This window comes from Sphingobium sp. BS19, from assembly GCF_027925545.1.
GTDB lineage: Bacteria > Pseudomonadota > Alphaproteobacteria > Sphingomonadales > Sphingomonadaceae > Sphingobium.
Genome location: NZ_BSEF01000012.1, coordinates 18,974 through 34,921, shown reverse-complemented (window position 1 = coordinate 34,921; position 15,948 = coordinate 18,974). Strand labels below are relative to the sequence as shown.

The window sequence follows — 15,948 nt, the reverse complement described above, 5'->3', positions numbered from 1 at the left end:
GAGTACCGAATTATGACTTCAATTTACGCAGCACCGCTATTATCCTCCACTCTGCTGAGCGTAGGACGCATCCCAATTGATACGTCGCCGACCTCTTCGCCTGCGCACACTACACCCTCTCAGCTTCACACCTACATCGTCGGCGGCGTCATCAATGCGCTGGATCATGGTGTAGTCGCAGACGGGCTGGAACTTGCCGACGTTTCTGTGACGAACGCAAGTAACGTCATCAACAGCGTGGCCTATCAGTTCACGGCGGCAGACGTTGGTAAGGCGATCACGATCCGCAACGCCGCCACAACAACGACGGCAATCTCTGGCTTCATTGGCAGCACTTCCAGTGGTTCGGCAAGCCTTGTCACCACGCAGGGCGGATCCACGGCCCTGAATGCTGGTCGCACCGTTTCAAACCTAAGCGCTGTATTCGGAACGCCAAACCAGACCGCGCTTGCCAATGCGGGGGCGGCGGCAGCCGCGAAGGCAGCGTACACCAGCCTTCCGTGCGTAGTGGATATGCCCACCGGAATTATCGTCATTACCGATGGCATCGGAGCGACCAGCCTCGTTAGCTGGCGTGGCAAGGGAATGCGCGCAACGGTTCTTAAGTACCTCACGCCAAACATGGGCGCTGCAGTATTTAATGGCCTATCCGGCCTCTATATCGATACTCGGTATGAAGACTTTGGAATCGACCAAGACGATGTTATTCTTGCATCTTACGCCGTTACGAAAAAGGCATTCTATATCCAGAACATGTTACGCGGCGTGTTCCGTCGCCTTTGGCTTTCTGGATCGCCCGCAAGCTGCATCGGCGTGGATTTCCTTGTGGATACGTTCATTCAGGACAACGTGATTATCGATCCCGGTCGCCTGAATACTGGCCAGTCGGGCGGCGCGGGCGTAGGCATAGGCGTTACGGACGCCACTGTCCCGCAGACAAATCGCTATGAGAGCATCGTCTGTACGGGCAATCAGGTCTACAATTCCCGGAAACACGCCATCTTCTTTGAGACGCAAAGTGCCACACTACGCGCTGCTGGCGAATACCTTATCGCAAACAACATCGTTCATATGGGGCCGTCTGCGTATTCCGGTATTGGCGACAATGGCTGCACGGGCCTAATGATCGCAAATAACAAGATCACGGGCGAAGGCGCGGGCAGCGGCATTTCCATTCGCGGCGGGGTTAGCGGTAGTTCGCCAGTTGGTGCGGAGGGCCTGATCACAGCCAATGTCATCCGCAATACGGCAATCGGGATCGAGGGCAGCTTTGCTGACGGCGGCGGGCCTGCCACGAGTGCGCGCTACAGCATAAACGACAACAAGATTACCGGGTGCACTAGCCCGGAGGGGGCTGTTGTCATTCGCACGAGCGCGACTGTTGGGAACCCGCTCAGCAATATGTGCCTCAAGGATAACGAGATATACAATTGCGCCGGTCCGGCCATCGCCTTCGTGGGCACCGCACCTATGAAGAACGTCAGCATTAGCAATCTGAGCGCCTACAATAACGGAACGGCAGGCTCTGGCATTCGTTCCGCTGTCTATGTCGGCGTTCCTATCGCTGGGTTCAGGCTCAGCGATTGTGATCTCTACGATGACAAGGGTTCACCGACCCAGACCTACGGCCTTGAAGTAGCAGCGGGGGTAGCCATCACCGACGCTATCGTTTCCGACAACCGTTTCGCTGGCAATCTCACAGGTGCAGTCGGCTTGAACAGCACCGGCACCATCACCGGAACCACCAGCGGCAACCAAGGCTGGGCTGGATAACCAACTACCACCGAAGGAGACTACCTATGTTACGTACTATCATCACCACTATTGCACTTGCGCTATGCATCCCGACCGCTGTAATCGCGCAGCCTGTCCCATGGCAGACTCCCCGCGCAGAAGCCGAAGCTCTACGGGAAAAAGTTGTCCCTAAAGCCGAACTGGACGCCTTGTCCGTCCTTATGAATGATGTCGGTCAGGCACTGAACAATCCGGCCAATCGCGAAAACAACTTCGCGAACCACCGTAAGGCTTATCCGATCTACACGAAGCTGACGACGGCCTTTGCCTATGCTTCGGTCGGGCGTCAGGATCGCAACCGCAAGTTCTTCAATAAGTATGCGGTCAAGGTGCGGGCCTATCACACTCAGGCATGCGCGATCCTCGTAGGCTGCAAACAGCAGCAGTAGCACCTGACGGCAAACCGAACGACGGCGACCGGGTGTACAAAGTCCGGTCGCCGCCGCTCTTACGACGGGCCACAGATCCGCTAAAGCCCCGCCGTCGATATGAGATACGCGCCAGATCGTGGATTGTTGCGCCAACCTGACGGCGGTAATTCTCCCCTACCCCGCAGTCTAGCCTAAGCCATGCCCTACACATCGCCCACGAAAGCCGAATTTACGACGCTTTACACGGAGTTCGCGGCGATCACGGACGACCAGTTCAACGCTTGGCTACCTAAAGCAGAACAGCGCATCGGGGAAAAGTACGCAGATTATCAGCGCGACGGGACAGAATTACTGCTGGCCCATTTGTTAAAAACGAACAGTGTTGGCATCTCGTCGGCGCTGGCTGGCATCGTCGCGACCGGGGCAACATCGTTCAAATCCGGACAGTTCAGTGCGTCCATCTCTGAATCGGTCGCAGCGCAACGGGCCAAGGGCGGATATGCCGCAACCATCTACGGCCAGCAACTCGCCGACCTGCAACGCCGCCTATTCGGTGGCCCGCGCCTTGTCATGGGCATCGTGACCTGTGCCTGATCTTGCCGCTGCCTTTTCGGAGATAGCGTTGGGCTTTGGCGCATTGCTTGGCGCGCCGTATTGGGCTGGCCGGGTGATTGATCAGGTCGATGTGATTTATGACGATGGTGGCAGCATTGAATCGTCCCGTCAGCCGGTGTTGCGTGATTGCATGGTGCAGGTCGATGTCGCCACGCAGCGGATGCGGGAGGCTGAGGGCTATGCCTCCACCGATGTGGCGATCATCATCCTTGCGGCGACGCTCACCGGCACACTGGACACTGATGCTGTTGTTGAAGTCCTTGAAGGTCCACACGCTGGTCGTTGGATGGTTTCGCTGATCGAGCGGGATAGCGCGGCTCTGGGATGGGCTGGCAGGGGGCGTCGTGGCTAGGCTCACTGGCGGCGACGGCTATAGCCGCAAGATCAAGCGCATCGGGCCGGAGGCGGTTAAGCAGGTTGGCGCAGTACTGTTCGTCGCGGGCGAGATGGTGCAGGTCGATGCACAGATCAGCATCACCAGCGGTTCTGTGTCGGGCGCGGGGCATATTCCGTCAGCGCCTGGGGAAGCGCCCAACAATGACACTGGCGTCTTGGCCAACAATATCGAGACGACCCAACGCGCGCCGCTGATTGTTGAGGTGTCGTCCAATGCGCCATATGCGCGTCATCTGGAATACGGCACGTCGCGCATGGGCGAGCGTCCCTATATGCGCCCTGCCCTCGATAAGAACCGCACCGAGATCAAAGCTATGATTACCGGCGCCGTCAACAAGGCGATCAGGAGCGCGGGCTAATGGCTAGAGACTCGACCATCGCTGTCCGCCGTGCCGTACTGGCGACCATGAAGGATGACACCGTTCTGATCGGCATTGTACCAGCGGGCCAGATATACCCCGGCACTGCACCTGCAGCCCTTCTATGGCCGTTCGTCCGCTATGGGGCTGTATCTACAACGCCAGTTCGTGCCGCCTGCGTCGATGGGCAAGAGTTGCGCGTCACGATCCACGGGTTCGCCAAGCCTCGCTACAATGGATCTGGCGCGCTGGTCGAAAGCGCAGAAGATCATGCAGGCAGGATCGGCGCTGCCATTGCGTCATCGATCGACAAGCGCCGCCTTGTGCTGGGCAGTTCGTACGAAGCCATTGCCCATGTCCGTTGGCGGTCGTCTCAGCTTATGCGCGATGGCGATGAGGCCGACGCATGGCATACCGTGCAAGATTTCGTGATCCGGGTTATGAGCTGATCGACAACGATTCGATTGGGGGAACTATGATTTATTACGTCGCCGCATTTTTGGCTTTGGCCGCGCAAGATGTCGTGCCTACCGATCCTGTTCCAGCACCCGCGCCAACAGTAGCCCCCGCAGCGCAAGGCGGCAAAATCGTAATGTATCGTGGCGGCGGCGTTATGGGCCTTGCTCTCGCATGCCCCATCAGGTTCAAGGGTCAAGAGATCATCGAACTAGGGCGCGGCAAATACGGTGAATGGGCGGTGCCAGCGGGTAGCTATATCCTGTCGAACAAGACGGCCAGCGTTGAAATCAATGTGGCGCCGGGGCAGACGAAGTACGTTCGCTGCCAGATCAAGCCGGGTTTCATGACGGGCCGCGCGGATCTGCAGATTGTTGATCAGGAAAGTTTCGCCGAACATCAGGCCGATTATGAACGTAAGGAGGTAATGGCCCCTGCGCTTTAACCGCACCTTTTTGCGATCATTCCTAGCCGGTGCGATATGTATCGCGCTGGCGGGATGCAACAGCGCGGCACGTCAGGCCGAGCGCGCTTATGAGATCGTGAACGAAAGCGGCACCGACGAAGAACGATGCGCTGAGGCCGGAAAAGTCGCGCAGACCTATCTCGATGCTGGCGACAAGGCTCAGTATGAGCGCTGGGATATGGTCCGCGACACTCACTGCCTTACCGTCAGCACGAAGCGGGCCATTCAATAGCGTCTTCCAATCCGCGCTGCTTTCCCCTACCGTCCGGCGATGTCCGACGGCTTCAATGCTCAACTCATGATGCGCGAACTGGCCGTCCTGTTCCTCCACAAAGGGCTGGTCAGCGAACGCGACATCCTCAATTGCGCGGATCAACTGGACCGCGAAGGTGAAGCAGATGCAGCCCACAACATGCGCGCGATCCTGATGCACGCCAACGTCGAGACGGCGTCCGACTTCCAGGCCACCCAAGCGCGCGCGCAGTTTCACATCGTCCCTGACGGCGGTAAAGCTAGCTGACGCCCTGCCCTACTCTCTTGCCAACCTTTACGACTGGCTGGAGATTACGCGGTGTCCCTTCCCAATGAACCGGATTTTGCGCTTATCAAATTGCGCACGGCGACCGGCCCAGACGTTTACACGCTCCTTTGCGGCATCGAGTCCGTCACGATCAACGAGAGCGTAGCGACCTCCGAACGTTTCCGCCGTGACTGCGCAAAGCCCAATCTGCCGGGGCAGCGCAAGCTAAAGGCGACGGGCCGGACTTGGGAAATCAGCGGGTCTGGCGTTATCAACGTCGATTTGGAGGACGAATTGTCCACCAATCTCGGCGTCATCGAAGCCTATCAGGTCGAACTCTACAAGGATGACGGCAGCGACACTGGCGACCTGATGGGAACCTATGCCGGGACCGCCATGATGACGACCCGCAACCAGTCCATGACGACCGATGGTGACAGCAGCCTTGAAATCACCCTTGCCGGTGAAGGCTTGCTCGTCTGGACCGCCGCCACCTGATGAAAGCCGCCATCGATCTGGACTTTGCAGATGGCACCTACACCTTTGACCTGAAACTGCCGCAACTGGCCGAATTACAGGAAAAGTGCGGCGCCGGTGTGTTCGCTATCTATGGCCGTGTCATGCGTGGCCGTGGCGTTCTCGATGGCGAACCTATCGGGATGGCATGGCAGGGTGAAGCCTTTGACATAGACCTATTCGAGACAATCCGGCTTGGCCTGATCGGCGGCGGCATTCCGGCAACGGAAGCCAAGAAGCTGGTCGAACGCTACTGCCACCCCGCCCCATTGCGTGAATCGTGGGCTTTGGCTGCTGCAATCCTGATGGCCCGCGTCGAGGGTTACGATCCGCCAAAAAAAGCAGCGCCGGACGAGGTTCCGGCATCAGATACGACATCGACTTTGGACGGGTCATCGCAAACTGCGCCTTGATGGGAACGGATTGGCGTACGCTGACGTGGTGGGAATATGGGGCGCTATTGTGGAACTGGAACGTCATTCACGGCGGCGAACCCAAGGCGGAACCGGACGTAGCACGTCTGCGCAATTTCATGAAGGCGCATAGCAATGGCTGACGCTGAATCGGTAATATTGACAATCGAGGCGCGGGTTGACGAGGCGAATCGCAAGCTGGTCGAACATGGCCGGGTTGTCGATGGCACTATGTCGCGCGTCGAACAGTCGGCGACGCGGGCAGAGCATTCGATCCGCCGTTCAGCAACCCTTGTTGTGGATAACACCGGGCGCATGGCCAACGCGTCCCGCAATCTTGGCCGTCAATTTGCTGACGTTGGCGCGTCGCTGGCATCCGGCAGTAGTCCGTTCCTTGTCTTGGCACAGCAGGCGCCACAGGTTGCCGATGCGTTGGCAGACACAGGTGGACGTGCCGCAAAGGTCGCGGCGTTCTTCGCGGGTCCGTGGGGCGCTGCATTGCTGGCTGCTGCATCGGTTGTCGGCGTGCTGGCGTCCGCCATGTTCGACGGTGCAGACGCTGACGACGCCAAGACAAAATCGTCAAAGACATTGCAGCAGGCAACGCTTGACCTAACCGCCGCGACCAAGGGCGCTATCGCCACATCGCAGCAGAATGAAGATCAGGCGTATCGTGAAGCTGCGGCTCAACTGGAAAAGGCCCGCGCCGTCCGCGTCGCGACGGTTGAACTTCTTAAGGCAGCGCGCGCGCAGGCTGTCCGGGACAATCTCGGCGCAGTCGGCGGTCGTTCAGCGAACTTCGGTGGCAACTATGTAGCACAAAACAGCGAACGTGATGTTGCCCGCCTGAATGCGCTTATCGCCCAGCAAGGCACGCTGATAAACCAGACCGGCGATGCGGTTCGACGCGCCGACATTCCCCGGCGTCAACGTGCGGCACAGGAGGCAACGGACGGCGCTGCTGCTGCAACGGGACGGTATGACCGGGCTATTGCGAAGCTGAACGACCGTTATGCTGCGGGCAAAGTGAGCGCGAAGGATTACGAGGCGCAGAATATCGCCCTTATCCGTCGCCGTGACGCTGAGGTTGAGGCGACCAACAAGTCTGACACTGCCACGAAGCGCAAGACAGGCAGCGACCGGGAAGCGGCTAAAGCTGTCCGCGAACATGCATCCGCCCAGCGCGAGCTTGAGCAGGCGCTTGACGCTGTAACATCGAAGTTCGATCCCGCGCGCAAGGCTGTGGCCGATTTCAATGACACACTTGCCCAGATCGATAAGCTGGTAGGCGCGGGCAAGCTTAGCCAGGGCGATGCTATCGGCTACAAGATCAGCGCTGCGGCGGATCAGGCAAAGGCTGTTGCGGAGGCTGCGAACAAGCAACTGCAGGGCGTGCTTGGCTATGAGATAGGCGGCGCAAATGACCCTATCCAGAACGCAGGCATCAGCCGCGAAGGTATCGCGCGCGAACAGGATTATCGCCGGGATACCGCAATCGAGGCGAATAGCGTTATAGCGGAGGACTTGCGCCGCAAGCAGGAAGATCAGATCCGCACTGTCGCCAATCTTTATGAGGATTTGTTTCAGGGCGGTACGAAAGCGATCTGGCAGGATTTCAAGTCCATCGGCTTCCGAGTCATTGCTGAGACGTTGGCGCGCTTTACCATCAGTCAGGCCAGTGGCAGCGGTGGGTCGATAGGTGGTGCGTTCGCTTCTGCCTTTGGGTCGATCTTTGGAAAAGGTGGTTTCAAAGGAACAGGGAAATCCCAAGCATCACTCGACGCTGGCCAACTGTTCCAATCAGGCGGATACACTGGGGACGGCCCACGCGATGAAGTCGCTGGCCTTGTTCATAAGGGCGAATATGTCGTCCCTGCGTCTGCCGTCAATCGCATCGGTGTTGCGAACCTAGAGGCTATGGCGAACGGTCAGGCGGCGTCGTCTATGGCCGGGGTGTCGGCTATTCCAGCAGCATCGCAAGGCGGCGGCAGTATCCGCGTTCAAATCAGTCTCGACAATGACATGCTGACAGCCCGTGTCGTGGAAACATCGGCGCAAGTCTCCGCAGTGCAAATCCAGCGCAGCGCAGGCGCTATCGCCCAGAACGGCGCCAACATCGCTGTCGCCCAACTGTCCCGCCCACGCCTCTAGCCTCTCGGATCATCAGGAAATGGAACACCAGAATCTAACTGCAAGGACTTGAGTAATGAGAGAAGAAATAAAGCGTTCGGAAAATCTATCTGCAATTCGTAAACCGTCGAACCATCCTGCCATTGAACGTCAACCCACTCTGGCCGACCTTGGCTATCATGTAAGACTTGGGCGCCAAGTATTCGATCCGCGTGGACCGATGTCGAGGGATGCGTACTGACCACCCACTCTCCGTAAATCTTGTCCTTTTTGTGCGGCACGAATCATTCTCCCTGTTTCCTGCCGCACGATAGTCCCGCCTCTGACGGCGGTAAATCGAGGCGCTGCGTCGGACTAGTTTCGCCGCATGGCGCTTATCACCCTGCCTTCCCAAGACTTTGAAAAGCTGACGGTCGAACTGGATCAGAACTTTCAGGTCAATCGCTCGGAGTGGACGGGACGCCGACGCATTACCGGGATGCCGGGTCTGCAGAAATGGTATGTTTCCGCCAGTATCCCTGCACTGACCACCGAGATGGAAGAACGGCCTTGGCGTGCGTTCTTTGCCGCCGCTCGTGGCCCGGTCAACAGTTTTGCCATTCAGGTCGCCTGTAGCCAGCGCACCGGATCAAATCCGACTGTAAGAGCGGGCGCAACGGCGGGTAACACCCTACCCGTTGCGGGCATGCCTGCATCGGCGACCGTTTTGCAGGCTGGTCAATACCTGACCGCAATTCTGCCGTCTGGACGTTGGCGGCTGCTGCTCCTGACTGCCGACCTGACTTCCAACAGTTCCGGATTGGGCACTGCATCATTCGAGCCAGCGTTGACCGAAATTCCCGCGACCGGTTCGAGCGTCGAAACCATAGACCCGTTCATCGTGTGCAGCCTGCTCGAAGGGCGGCAGGGATGGACTGTCGATAACGGCGTTACCGCGATCACCATAGCTGCCGAGGAAGCGCTATGAGCCGTCCTGACGCAACCGCATCGGCGGCTCTGGATCAGGACTTTATCCGCCCCGGCTTCTTCGTGTTCCTCGACATCGTTGGCGATCCTGTCCGCTGTACCACATTGGGCGTCGATATCACCATCACCGGTAGCGGCATTGCCGAGATAGACGGTTTCCTGTTCGCAGGCATATCCAGCGATTTCGTGGACATCAGCCCGGTTCGCATGAAGGAAGGTGGATCGGAACAGGTCACCGCTAAGCTGTCCGGACTGCGCGACATCGACAACGACACACTCAACACGCTCGGCAATTCCGCGAACTGGCAAGGTCGTGAGGCGCTGCTGTGGCGCATGATCCGCGACGGCAACGGTACGCAGCAAGGCGCGATCCAGCATTACTACACTGGCACGATGACATCGGTGCGCATCTCTGGCGATCCCGCTGGCCAGACTATCGAAGTCGCGATTGAAAGCTATCTAGCGGCTTTGGCGGCACCGTCGAACAGGACATATCTCGATCAGGAAAAGTACGACAGCGGCGATCTATCCGCGCGCGCAGCCATTGCCATTGCAAACGGCAATTCGGCTAACCCGCTGACATCGAATACCGCGACGCCGGGAATGATCCCCAACCTTCGCGGGATCAACGGCTTCACATTCGGCGGGCTGCTCAAATGATAGAGCGCATCTCCACATGGGAGCAGGCGCTGGCCGATTATCTGGCGTCCGTTGCTGACGCAGAATTTACGTGGGGCGAATTAGACTGCGCCCTTTTTGCCGCAAATGCCGTGCTTGCCATGACCGGCCACGACATCGCCGCGCCATTCCGTGGCAAATACTCCACCGCAGCCGGGTCGGCGCGCGCACTGAAACGCTACGGCGCTGGCACCTTAGAAGCGACATTCGACACACTGCTGCCTGTTAAACCCATTGGATACGCACGGCGCGGCGATGTCGTTATGCATGACGGCGGCGTTGGTGTCTGTGTCGGTTCCCATGCTCTGTTCGTCGGGCGCGAAGGTGAGCGCGAAGGTTTGGTCCGTGTCCCTCGTGCCGAATGGGTGCGCGCTTGGGGTGTCGGCGAATGAAGATTATTCGCACAGTTCTGCCGATTGCGCTGACAATCGGTGGGTTTATTATTGCTGGCCCCGCAGGCGCCGCACTAGGTTCTGCCCTTGGCACGCTTGGCTCATCCTTGCTGGCCAAGAAACCCAAGGCGCCATCCACATCCCCCGCCACCGCCGACCGCCTCAATGCCAATCTTGACCCCAAGACGCCGCGCAAGTTCGTTCTCGGCACGACCGCGCTTGCAACAGACATCCGTGATCAGGAATATCAGGACGGGCAGGAGTTTCTCCACCGCTTTCTGGTCGTCGCCAGTCACAAGGTCCAATCGATCGATGAGATATGGTTCGATGACAAGTTGGCATGGTCGGATGCTGGTGGATTCACGGCGGACTATCTGGGATATCTCGGCGTGGAGTGCTACGTTGAAGGTAACGCATCGAACGCCAAGAACATCGGCCCGCGCATGGGAACGTCGCGGCGCTTCACCGGGCTTGCGTGGGTCTATCTCCGCTACAAGCTAACCGGTAATAGCAAGAAGGCCGAAAGCCCGTTCGCGCAGTCCATCCCGACCCGTGTCACGATCAAGGGCAAGGGCGCATTCGTCTATGACCCGCGCCTTGATAGCACCGTGCCGGGTGGCAGCGGTTCGTGCCGTGCCGACAATCAAGCAACATGGATATGGTCAGACAGCGCATCCAATAACCCCGCGCTGCAAATGCTCTGGTATCTCTTGGGGTGGCGCATCAACGGCAAGCTGGCGGTCGGCAAAGGCATCTCCGCTAAACGCATCGACATGCAGTCGTTCATTACCGCGGCGAATCTGTGCGACGAGTCGGTAACTCTGGCTGCAGGCGGGACACAGCCACGCTACCGGACGGCGGGCATATTCTCGGAATCCGACGCCACATCAACGGTGCTGGATCAATTCAAGGCGTCGATGAATGCCACGCTGGATGATGTTGATGGCAAGCTGCGCCTCACCGTCCTGCATAACGACCTTGGTTCGCCTATCGCCGATTTCACCGAGGACGACATTCTCGGTGCATTCACATGGGATCAGACCGCAGCGCTTGATGAGACGTTCAATGTGGTGCGCGGGACGTTCATCGACCCATCGAACACATCGCTGTTTCAGGCGGTCGATTACCCGGAAGTGCGGATCGATAGCCCTGATGGCATAGAGCGCGTCGAGACGGTAGATTTCGGATTGGTCCAAAACGCACCGCAAGCCCAACGCCTCGCCAAGCAGCGCATCGCCCGGATGCAGTATTCCGGCATGTTCTCGGCGTCATTCTCTCATCGCGCGTGGAAGGTGCAGAAGGGCGATGTGGTCCGGCTGTCGTTCTCCCCGCTCGGCTTTACGAACAAGCTGTTTCGCGTGGTCGATACCGATGTGCAGGTTGATGGCACCGCGCGCATGACGCTACGTGAGGAAAATGCGAATATCTATCTGTGGGATGCTGACGAACGGCCAGCCATCGCGCCCGTCGCGCCGACGACATATGACCCGTATCTGGATCCGGTTTATCAGGATATAGACGCGAACCGGACCAACCCGCGCGGCGAATGGGTAGCGGGGGAGACATACGAGGTCGGCGATCTGGTCACTTATGGCGGTTCGGCATATCGTTCGCTTGAAGCGCATATCTCTGTGTCTGGTAGCCCACCGCCCAATGCGTTCTTTATTCTCTATGCTGAGGGTGGCGCACCGGGTTCTGATGGCGCTCCCGGTGCACCCGGCGCTGATGGGGTAACGACTTACACATGGATAGCCTATGCCGACAGCGCAGATGGTACGGTAAATTTCATAACAAGTTCACCGGGCGGTCGCGCGTATATCGGCATTGCGGCAAACAAGACGACATCGACCGAATCCACGAACCCTGCGGATTACCAGTGGTCAGCCTATCGCGGTCCAGCGAATTTCGGGCTGGTCAATTTCAATAGTAACTCGATCGTAGGGCCAAACTTTGCGCAGAAAATAGCGGGCAGTGCGTCGCCAGCGTGGGGTGAAGCGTCCGTCTATTCGAGCGAGAATTTTAGAGGTGCCGCACAAACGAGCTTTACCTTCGTCACGGGGCAAGAGGCGATGGCGGGCCTCAATACCGACCCGACGACGACAGCCAGTTACACCGATATTGATTTCGCGTACCACTATGACCCCAGCGCCGGGGTTATTAACGTTTTTGAGAATGGCTCGTTTATTCAAACGGTCGGGGCATACGTCGCGGGGACGATTTGCCAAGTCGTCTATGACGGAAAAGATGTTAGATATTTATACGGGGCAAGCCTTGCGCGCATAGTCGGGGCATCCCCTGATTTGCGGCTCTATTTCGACAGCGCAATCGCGCTGATTGGCGGACGCATTGAAAATATAACCTTTGCGGCGGCGGGCAAGGCTGGCGATGATGGCAGCAACGGAACTGACGGCGATCCCGGCGCAACGGGCGACACCGTCATCGCCATCTACCGCCGCCAAGGGTCGGCACCGGCCACGCCCACGGGCAACCTCACGCCCTCGGGATGGTCGACCAGCAAGCCTGCTGAAGACGGTACACCGCTATGGCGAAGCGATGGCCGGATACTGAGCGCCGATGGCGTGACGCTGATAGGCGCATGGTCGGCTCCTTCCATATTCGAGGCGCAAGCGATCAATCTGGCCGCGACCACCATCGTGATCGACAGCCAGAACGATACTTTCGGCCCGATCATTCGCGCGCTCGACCCGTCGCAGGCCATTGCCGTCACGGCGCGCATACGGGTTGCGCTATCTGTCGGGCCGCGCACGCAATCGATCACGACCGAATTCAGGCTTGTCGGTGCGGGAAGCTGGACGACGCTGGCGAGCAATTCCGAAACAGATGCCAGCTTCGTGGCGGTTGGTGCGGTCGGCACCATCACCAATTCAACCGGCGTGTCGCAGACATACGAGATCCGGGCGACCACGGTGATGTCTTCGCCCAACGGCGACGTTCAGCTGGAAAGGAGTTATTTCCGGGCATGAGTGACGAACCCTTCAACGCCGTGATCGAGAAGGCCAGCGGGGCTGTGTTCTTCGTGCATGATGCGTCGGACTATGCGGACGATGGCTATGCCGTCTTGCCCGCTCCAGACGACTTCATGCGCCAGCGTTATGCCTGGGACGGAACGCAACTGGTTTCCGATATCGCACTGGCCAAGGCGGCGGCGCTGGATAGCATTTCTGCTCGGTTCTATGCCGTGCTCGGACAGGGTTGCACCTCGCCGAAGGGCTGGGTCGATTGCGACGACAAAGCGCAGGCGCGCATCACGTCGGCGGTCAGCCTCATGCGCGAACTGACGACGCTGGGCCAAGCGCCGCCAACACTTAGCTGGACGATGTTCGAAAAGTCGCCCGAGCCTCACACATTGGCCGATCTAGTGCAACTTGGCATCGCCATCGGCATGCGGACGCAAACGCTGTTCGGGGTGAAGCAGGAGATGGAAGCGGCGGTCGAAGCGGCAACGTCGATCGAGGATCTGAACGCCATCAATATCGAAGGAGGTTGGCCAGAATGAAATGGATCATCGTCGCAGCCTTCGCGCTGGCATCCTGCAACAACAACGGCCCCGGCGCGGACGGCTATCGTTTCGAACAAGCCGAATATCGCCGACCGACCGTGCAGATCTCCATCGTCGAGCATCGCAGCCTGTCGGAACTGCAGGGCGCGGCCTCGGCGGCAGGCGCGGACGTGTCAGAAGGCCGGTCGCTCCGCGCGTTCGGCGTGATCAGCGGCGACCGGGCATCCTGCACGATCCACGTCGTTGCGCCCGATGTGGACTATCAGCCCGAATGGCTGGGGCATGAGGTCGCGCACTGCCTATATGGCCGGTGGCATTCGTGACGGCGGTAAATCATGCGAAGTCAGGGAATTAGGGTGATGGGTATGATATCCCACTCATCCCCTCAGTTGATCTTCTGCGGCTTCGGGATGGCGCGCGATGAGTGAAGATCATTCCATGACTTTGGCAGTGGGACGAATGGAAGGCCAACTTCGCGAAGTAGTTCACACAGTCAATAATCTGGCGCAAAAGTTCGAGGACTTGATGCGGTCCGTGGATAAATCGGCGCACCTTCCCACGCTTGTCGCTGAAAACAAGGCAGAACTCGCGGCTCTCGATGCGCGTGTGAAAATCCTTGAAGCGTCTGAAAACCGGCGCGTCGGTGCATTCGGTCTTGGTGGCTGGATCATGAAAACCCTGCCTTATCTTGCTTCGATTGGCATGGGTGGGCTGATCGTGAAATTGATCGGGGGATGAGATGACCATCGACAAACTCATTGACGATGTCATTGGTCGCGAAGGTGGCTACAGCAATCACCCCGCCGATAAGGGCGGACCCACTCGCTGGGGTGTGACGGAGCAGGTTGCCCGCGCCTATGCCTACAAAGGCGACATGAAAGCATTCCCGCGCGAAACGGCGGTTGCCATCTACAAGCGCCGCTATTGGACTGATGTCCGCTTCGATCAGGTCGCCACCGTGTTCCCAAGGGTCGCGGAAGAAATGTTCGACACGGGCATCAATATGGGTCCAGCGGTTGCCGCGAAATTCCTGCAGCGCGCGCTCAATCTTCTCAATCTCGGCGCGACAACTTATCCCGACATGACCGTGGATGGCCTGATCGGGGCAATGACGATTGCGGGCCTAAAGGCGTTCAAGGATAAGCGCGGCGTGGCGGGCGAGGTTGTCTTGCTTAAGGCGCTGGATGGCTTTCAGGTTGGTCGCTATGCCGACATCACCGAAGCGCGGCCTGCCAATGAAGCGTTCTTCTATGGCTGGCTGGCCAATCGCGTCGGGTCTCTGGCATGAGCCATGACGAACTCGACGCAGCCGTGCGGCGGGTTATCGCGCGCCCATCGAAAGAACTCAACCCCGACGCCTTTCGCAACTGGCTGGCGTTCTTCCTGATTTCGGCGTTCGTGACCGTCTTGCCGTTGCTGTTCTTCAAGTCGATCCCTGCGGAAAATAAAGACATCATTACGTACATTGTCGGCCAGCTTTCAGGCATGGCGACGATGGCGCTGGGTTTCTACTTCACCACCAAGGCAGGCGCCGATGCTCTTGACGCCAAGCGGGCCGAGACGACGAGTAAGGCGTTTGAAGCCATCACCGCATCAGCCAACGCTATGCCGATTGATCCCGTCAAGGCGGAGATCGTCAATGCGCCTGATAATCCCGTTCCGATAACGGAGGAAAAGGCGTGACTGCCCTTCTGCTCATCCGCAGATTCTGGTGGACGATCCCTATCGCCTTGCTGTTCGCATTATGGATGCGCGCCGACAACCTCCGCGCCCACTACAAAAAGTCCTGGCAAGCCGTCACGACAGAATACGCCGTCTTTCGCACCGTCATAATCGACAAGACCGCCGAAGCGATGGCCAAAGACCGCGCCAATGTGCGCCGCGTGGCCGGAGAGCAAAACGCCATCAACGAAAGGAAGGCCCGTGACATTGAAACTCGTCTCGGCAGCACTGCTGCTCGCTACAACCGCCTGCGCGACAAAGCCAATAAGGGTGGTTTCGGAGACCCGGCAGTGCCCGTCCTACCCGACGCCACCTGCAAAGCTTATGTCGGCGCCGACTGTGACGGAGTTCTTGCCAAACTAAAGGCGGCGGAAGATCAGACTGCCCAACTTATCGAATTACAGGATTGGGTCTCGGAGCAGGCGGCGGTCAATGTGACGGGTGAGCAGTAGCCGTCATTCCTGCGGCCCCAACGTAATCCGCTCCACCATAACGACCCCGCGCAGATACTCCGCAACCCGCTTCAAATCCGCGCCGGTCAAGCCGTTCTCATCGACCTGATCGTCATCGTTCCAGCTATCGGCAAAAGCGCGGAAACGGGCTTTTAGGGAATCGTCCATGTTCTATCTCCTGC

24 protein-coding genes are annotated in these 15,948 nt (G+C 58.6%); 23 read left to right on the top strand and 1 reads right to left on the bottom strand.

All coding sequences use genetic code 11. The annotated features are described in order from the left end of the window. Positions 1–12 precede the first annotated feature (12 nt). The 23 genes from QMG56_RS14990 (at position 13) to QMG56_RS14880 (ending at position 15,766) form a co-directional block, all read left to right on the top strand. On the top strand, positions 13–1,773 hold the full coding sequence (locus QMG56_RS14990; RefSeq protein WP_281823091.1) for a hypothetical protein: 1,761 nt from the start codon (positions 13–15) through the stop codon (positions 1,771–1,773). Positions 1,774–1,799: 26 nt separating this feature from the next. Next, positions 1,800–2,183 (top strand): hypothetical protein, encoded by a 384-nt coding sequence (locus tag QMG56_RS14985; RefSeq protein ID WP_281823090.1) that lies wholly within the window; start codon positions 1,800–1,802, stop codon positions 2,181–2,183. A gap of 180 nt (positions 2,184–2,363) precedes the next feature. After that, positions 2,364–2,759, top strand: a complete 396-nt coding sequence (locus tag QMG56_RS14980; protein WP_281823089.1) for a DUF4054 domain-containing protein — start codon at positions 2,364–2,366, stop codon at positions 2,757–2,759. After that, a complete protein-coding gene (locus QMG56_RS14975) occupies positions 2,752–3,132 on the top strand; it encodes a hypothetical protein (RefSeq protein ID WP_281823088.1) in 381 nt (126 codons plus the stop codon). Before QMG56_RS14980 ends, QMG56_RS14975 begins: the two co-directional genes overlap by 8 nt. Continuing rightward, a complete protein-coding gene (locus tag QMG56_RS14970; protein ID WP_281823087.1) occupies positions 3,125–3,535 on the top strand; it encodes an HK97-gp10 family putative phage morphogenesis protein in 411 nt (136 codons plus the stop codon). The genes QMG56_RS14975 and QMG56_RS14970 overlap by 8 nt, the downstream gene beginning before the upstream one ends. Continuing rightward, entirely contained in the window at positions 3,535–3,984 is a 450-nt protein-coding gene (locus QMG56_RS14965; protein WP_281823086.1) for a DUF3168 domain-containing protein, read from the top strand. The genes QMG56_RS14970 and QMG56_RS14965 overlap by 1 nt, the downstream gene beginning before the upstream one ends. Next, the gene (locus QMG56_RS14960; protein ID WP_281823085.1) at positions 3,942–4,436 is read left to right on the top strand and encodes a hypothetical protein; all 495 of its coding nucleotides are present in this window, start codon (positions 3,942–3,944) and stop codon (positions 4,434–4,436) included. The genes QMG56_RS14965 and QMG56_RS14960 overlap by 43 nt, the downstream gene beginning before the upstream one ends. A gap of 10 nt (positions 4,437–4,446) precedes the next feature. Continuing rightward, positions 4,447–4,689, top strand: coding sequence for a hypothetical protein (locus tag QMG56_RS14955; RefSeq protein ID WP_281823084.1), 243 nt, complete (start codon positions 4,447–4,449; stop codon positions 4,687–4,689). 66 nt (positions 4,690–4,755) lie between these two features. Continuing rightward, positions 4,756–4,977 carry a hypothetical protein gene (locus QMG56_RS14950; RefSeq protein WP_281823083.1) on the top strand — a complete coding sequence of 74 codons (222 nt, stop codon included), beginning with the start codon at positions 4,756–4,758 and terminating at the stop codon, positions 4,975–4,977. A 51-nt stretch (positions 4,978–5,028) separates the two neighbouring features. After that, entirely contained in the window at positions 5,029–5,475 is a 447-nt protein-coding gene (locus QMG56_RS14945; protein ID WP_281823082.1) for a phage tail tube protein, read from the top strand. Continuing rightward, complete coding sequence (locus tag QMG56_RS14940; protein ID WP_281823081.1) at positions 5,475–5,906, top strand: gene transfer agent family protein; 432 nt, start codon at positions 5,475–5,477, stop codon at positions 5,904–5,906. The genes QMG56_RS14945 and QMG56_RS14940 overlap by 1 nt, the downstream gene beginning before the upstream one ends. Next, positions 5,906–6,049, top strand: coding sequence for a hypothetical protein (locus QMG56_RS14935; RefSeq protein WP_281823080.1), 144 nt, complete (start codon positions 5,906–5,908; stop codon positions 6,047–6,049). The genes QMG56_RS14940 and QMG56_RS14935 overlap by 1 nt, the downstream gene beginning before the upstream one ends. After that, the gene (locus tag QMG56_RS14930; RefSeq protein ID WP_281823079.1) at positions 6,042–8,057 is read left to right on the top strand and encodes a phage tail length tape measure family protein; all 2,016 of its coding nucleotides are present in this window, start codon (positions 6,042–6,044) and stop codon (positions 8,055–8,057) included. Before QMG56_RS14935 ends, QMG56_RS14930 begins: the two co-directional genes overlap by 8 nt. A 346-nt stretch (positions 8,058–8,403) precedes the next feature. Next, the gene (locus QMG56_RS14925) at positions 8,404–9,003 is read left to right on the top strand and encodes a hypothetical protein (protein WP_281823078.1); all 600 of its coding nucleotides are present in this window, start codon (positions 8,404–8,406) and stop codon (positions 9,001–9,003) included. Next, a complete protein-coding gene (locus tag QMG56_RS14920) occupies positions 9,000–9,662 on the top strand; it encodes a hypothetical protein (RefSeq protein WP_281823077.1) in 663 nt (220 codons plus the stop codon). Before QMG56_RS14925 ends, QMG56_RS14920 begins: the two co-directional genes overlap by 4 nt. Further along, positions 9,659–10,072: a DUF6950 family protein gene (locus QMG56_RS14915; protein WP_281823076.1), complete on the top strand. Its 414-nt coding sequence runs from the start codon at positions 9,659–9,661 to the stop codon at positions 10,070–10,072. The genes QMG56_RS14920 and QMG56_RS14915 overlap by 4 nt, the downstream gene beginning before the upstream one ends. Further along, positions 10,069–13,056: a carbohydrate-binding protein gene (locus QMG56_RS14910; RefSeq protein ID WP_281823075.1), complete on the top strand. Its 2,988-nt coding sequence runs from the start codon at positions 10,069–10,071 to the stop codon at positions 13,054–13,056. Before QMG56_RS14915 ends, QMG56_RS14910 begins: the two co-directional genes overlap by 4 nt. Then, complete coding sequence (locus tag QMG56_RS14905; protein WP_281823074.1) at positions 13,053–13,589, top strand: DUF4376 domain-containing protein; 537 nt, start codon at positions 13,053–13,055, stop codon at positions 13,587–13,589. Before QMG56_RS14910 ends, QMG56_RS14905 begins: the two co-directional genes overlap by 4 nt. Further along, a complete protein-coding gene (locus tag QMG56_RS14900) occupies positions 13,586–13,915 on the top strand; it encodes a hypothetical protein (protein ID WP_281823073.1) in 330 nt (109 codons plus the stop codon). Before QMG56_RS14905 ends, QMG56_RS14900 begins: the two co-directional genes overlap by 4 nt. Before the next feature lie 97 nt (positions 13,916–14,012). Next, positions 14,013–14,330 (top strand): hypothetical protein, encoded by a 318-nt coding sequence (locus tag QMG56_RS14895; protein WP_281823072.1) that lies wholly within the window; start codon positions 14,013–14,015, stop codon positions 14,328–14,330. 1 nt (position 14,331) lies between these two features. Further along, positions 14,332–14,880 carry a glycoside hydrolase family 108 protein gene (locus tag QMG56_RS14890; RefSeq protein WP_281823071.1) on the top strand — a complete coding sequence of 183 codons (549 nt, stop codon included), beginning with the start codon at positions 14,332–14,334 and terminating at the stop codon, positions 14,878–14,880. Next, positions 14,877–15,275, top strand: a complete 399-nt coding sequence (locus QMG56_RS14885; RefSeq protein ID WP_281823070.1) for a hypothetical protein — start codon at positions 14,877–14,879, stop codon at positions 15,273–15,275. Before QMG56_RS14890 ends, QMG56_RS14885 begins: the two co-directional genes overlap by 4 nt. Continuing rightward, positions 15,272–15,766, top strand: a complete 495-nt coding sequence (locus tag QMG56_RS14880; RefSeq protein ID WP_281823069.1) for a hypothetical protein — start codon at positions 15,272–15,274, stop codon at positions 15,764–15,766. Before QMG56_RS14885 ends, QMG56_RS14880 begins: the two co-directional genes overlap by 4 nt. A gap of 3 nt (positions 15,767–15,769) precedes the next feature. Here QMG56_RS14880 and QMG56_RS14875 read toward each other — a convergent pair whose 3' ends face one another. Continuing rightward, on the bottom strand, positions 15,770–15,934 hold the full coding sequence (locus tag QMG56_RS14875; RefSeq protein ID WP_281823068.1) for a hypothetical protein: 165 nt from the start codon (positions 15,932–15,934) through the stop codon (positions 15,770–15,772). Positions 15,935–15,948 lie beyond the last annotated feature (14 nt).

Excerpts from the sequence above, each read along its gene's own strand:
- QMG56_RS14990 (WP_281823091.1), top strand. The coding sequence starts at position 13 with ATGACTTCAATTTACGCAGCACCGCTATTATCCTCCACTCTGCTGAGC.
- QMG56_RS14985 (WP_281823090.1), top strand. The coding sequence starts at position 1,800 with ATGTTACGTACTATCATCACCACTATTGCACTTGCGCTATGCATCCCG.
- QMG56_RS14980 (WP_281823089.1), top strand. The coding sequence starts at position 2,364 with ATGCCCTACACATCGCCCACGAAAGCCGAATTTACGACGCTTTACACG.
- QMG56_RS14965 (WP_281823086.1), top strand. The coding sequence starts at position 3,535 with ATGGCTAGAGACTCGACCATCGCTGTCCGCCGTGCCGTACTGGCGACC.
- QMG56_RS14960 (WP_281823085.1), top strand. The coding sequence starts at position 3,942 with ATGGCATACCGTGCAAGATTTCGTGATCCGGGTTATGAGCTGATCGAC.
- QMG56_RS14950 (WP_281823083.1), top strand. The coding sequence starts at position 4,756 with ATGATGCGCGAACTGGCCGTCCTGTTCCTCCACAAAGGGCTGGTCAGC.
- QMG56_RS14940 (WP_281823081.1), top strand. The coding sequence starts at position 5,475 with ATGAAAGCCGCCATCGATCTGGACTTTGCAGATGGCACCTACACCTTT.
- QMG56_RS14935 (WP_281823080.1), top strand. The coding sequence starts at position 5,906 with ATGGGAACGGATTGGCGTACGCTGACGTGGTGGGAATATGGGGCGCTA.
- QMG56_RS14930 (WP_281823079.1), top strand. The coding sequence starts at position 6,042 with ATGGCTGACGCTGAATCGGTAATATTGACAATCGAGGCGCGGGTTGAC.
- QMG56_RS14925 (WP_281823078.1), top strand. The coding sequence starts at position 8,404 with ATGGCGCTTATCACCCTGCCTTCCCAAGACTTTGAAAAGCTGACGGTC.
- QMG56_RS14920 (WP_281823077.1), top strand. The coding sequence starts at position 9,000 with ATGAGCCGTCCTGACGCAACCGCATCGGCGGCTCTGGATCAGGACTTT.
- QMG56_RS14915 (WP_281823076.1), top strand. The coding sequence starts at position 9,659 with ATGATAGAGCGCATCTCCACATGGGAGCAGGCGCTGGCCGATTATCTG.
- QMG56_RS14910 (WP_281823075.1), top strand. The coding sequence starts at position 10,069 with ATGAAGATTATTCGCACAGTTCTGCCGATTGCGCTGACAATCGGTGGG.
- QMG56_RS14905 (WP_281823074.1), top strand. The coding sequence starts at position 13,053 with ATGAGTGACGAACCCTTCAACGCCGTGATCGAGAAGGCCAGCGGGGCT.
- QMG56_RS14900 (WP_281823073.1), top strand. The coding sequence starts at position 13,586 with ATGAAATGGATCATCGTCGCAGCCTTCGCGCTGGCATCCTGCAACAAC.
- QMG56_RS14895 (WP_281823072.1), top strand. The coding sequence starts at position 14,013 with ATGAGTGAAGATCATTCCATGACTTTGGCAGTGGGACGAATGGAAGGC.
- QMG56_RS14890 (WP_281823071.1), top strand. The coding sequence starts at position 14,332 with ATGACCATCGACAAACTCATTGACGATGTCATTGGTCGCGAAGGTGGC.
- QMG56_RS14885 (WP_281823070.1), top strand. The coding sequence starts at position 14,877 with ATGAGCCATGACGAACTCGACGCAGCCGTGCGGCGGGTTATCGCGCGC.
- QMG56_RS14875 (WP_281823068.1), bottom strand. The coding sequence starts at position 15,934 with ATGGACGATTCCCTAAAAGCCCGTTTCCGCGCTTTTGCCGATAGCTGG.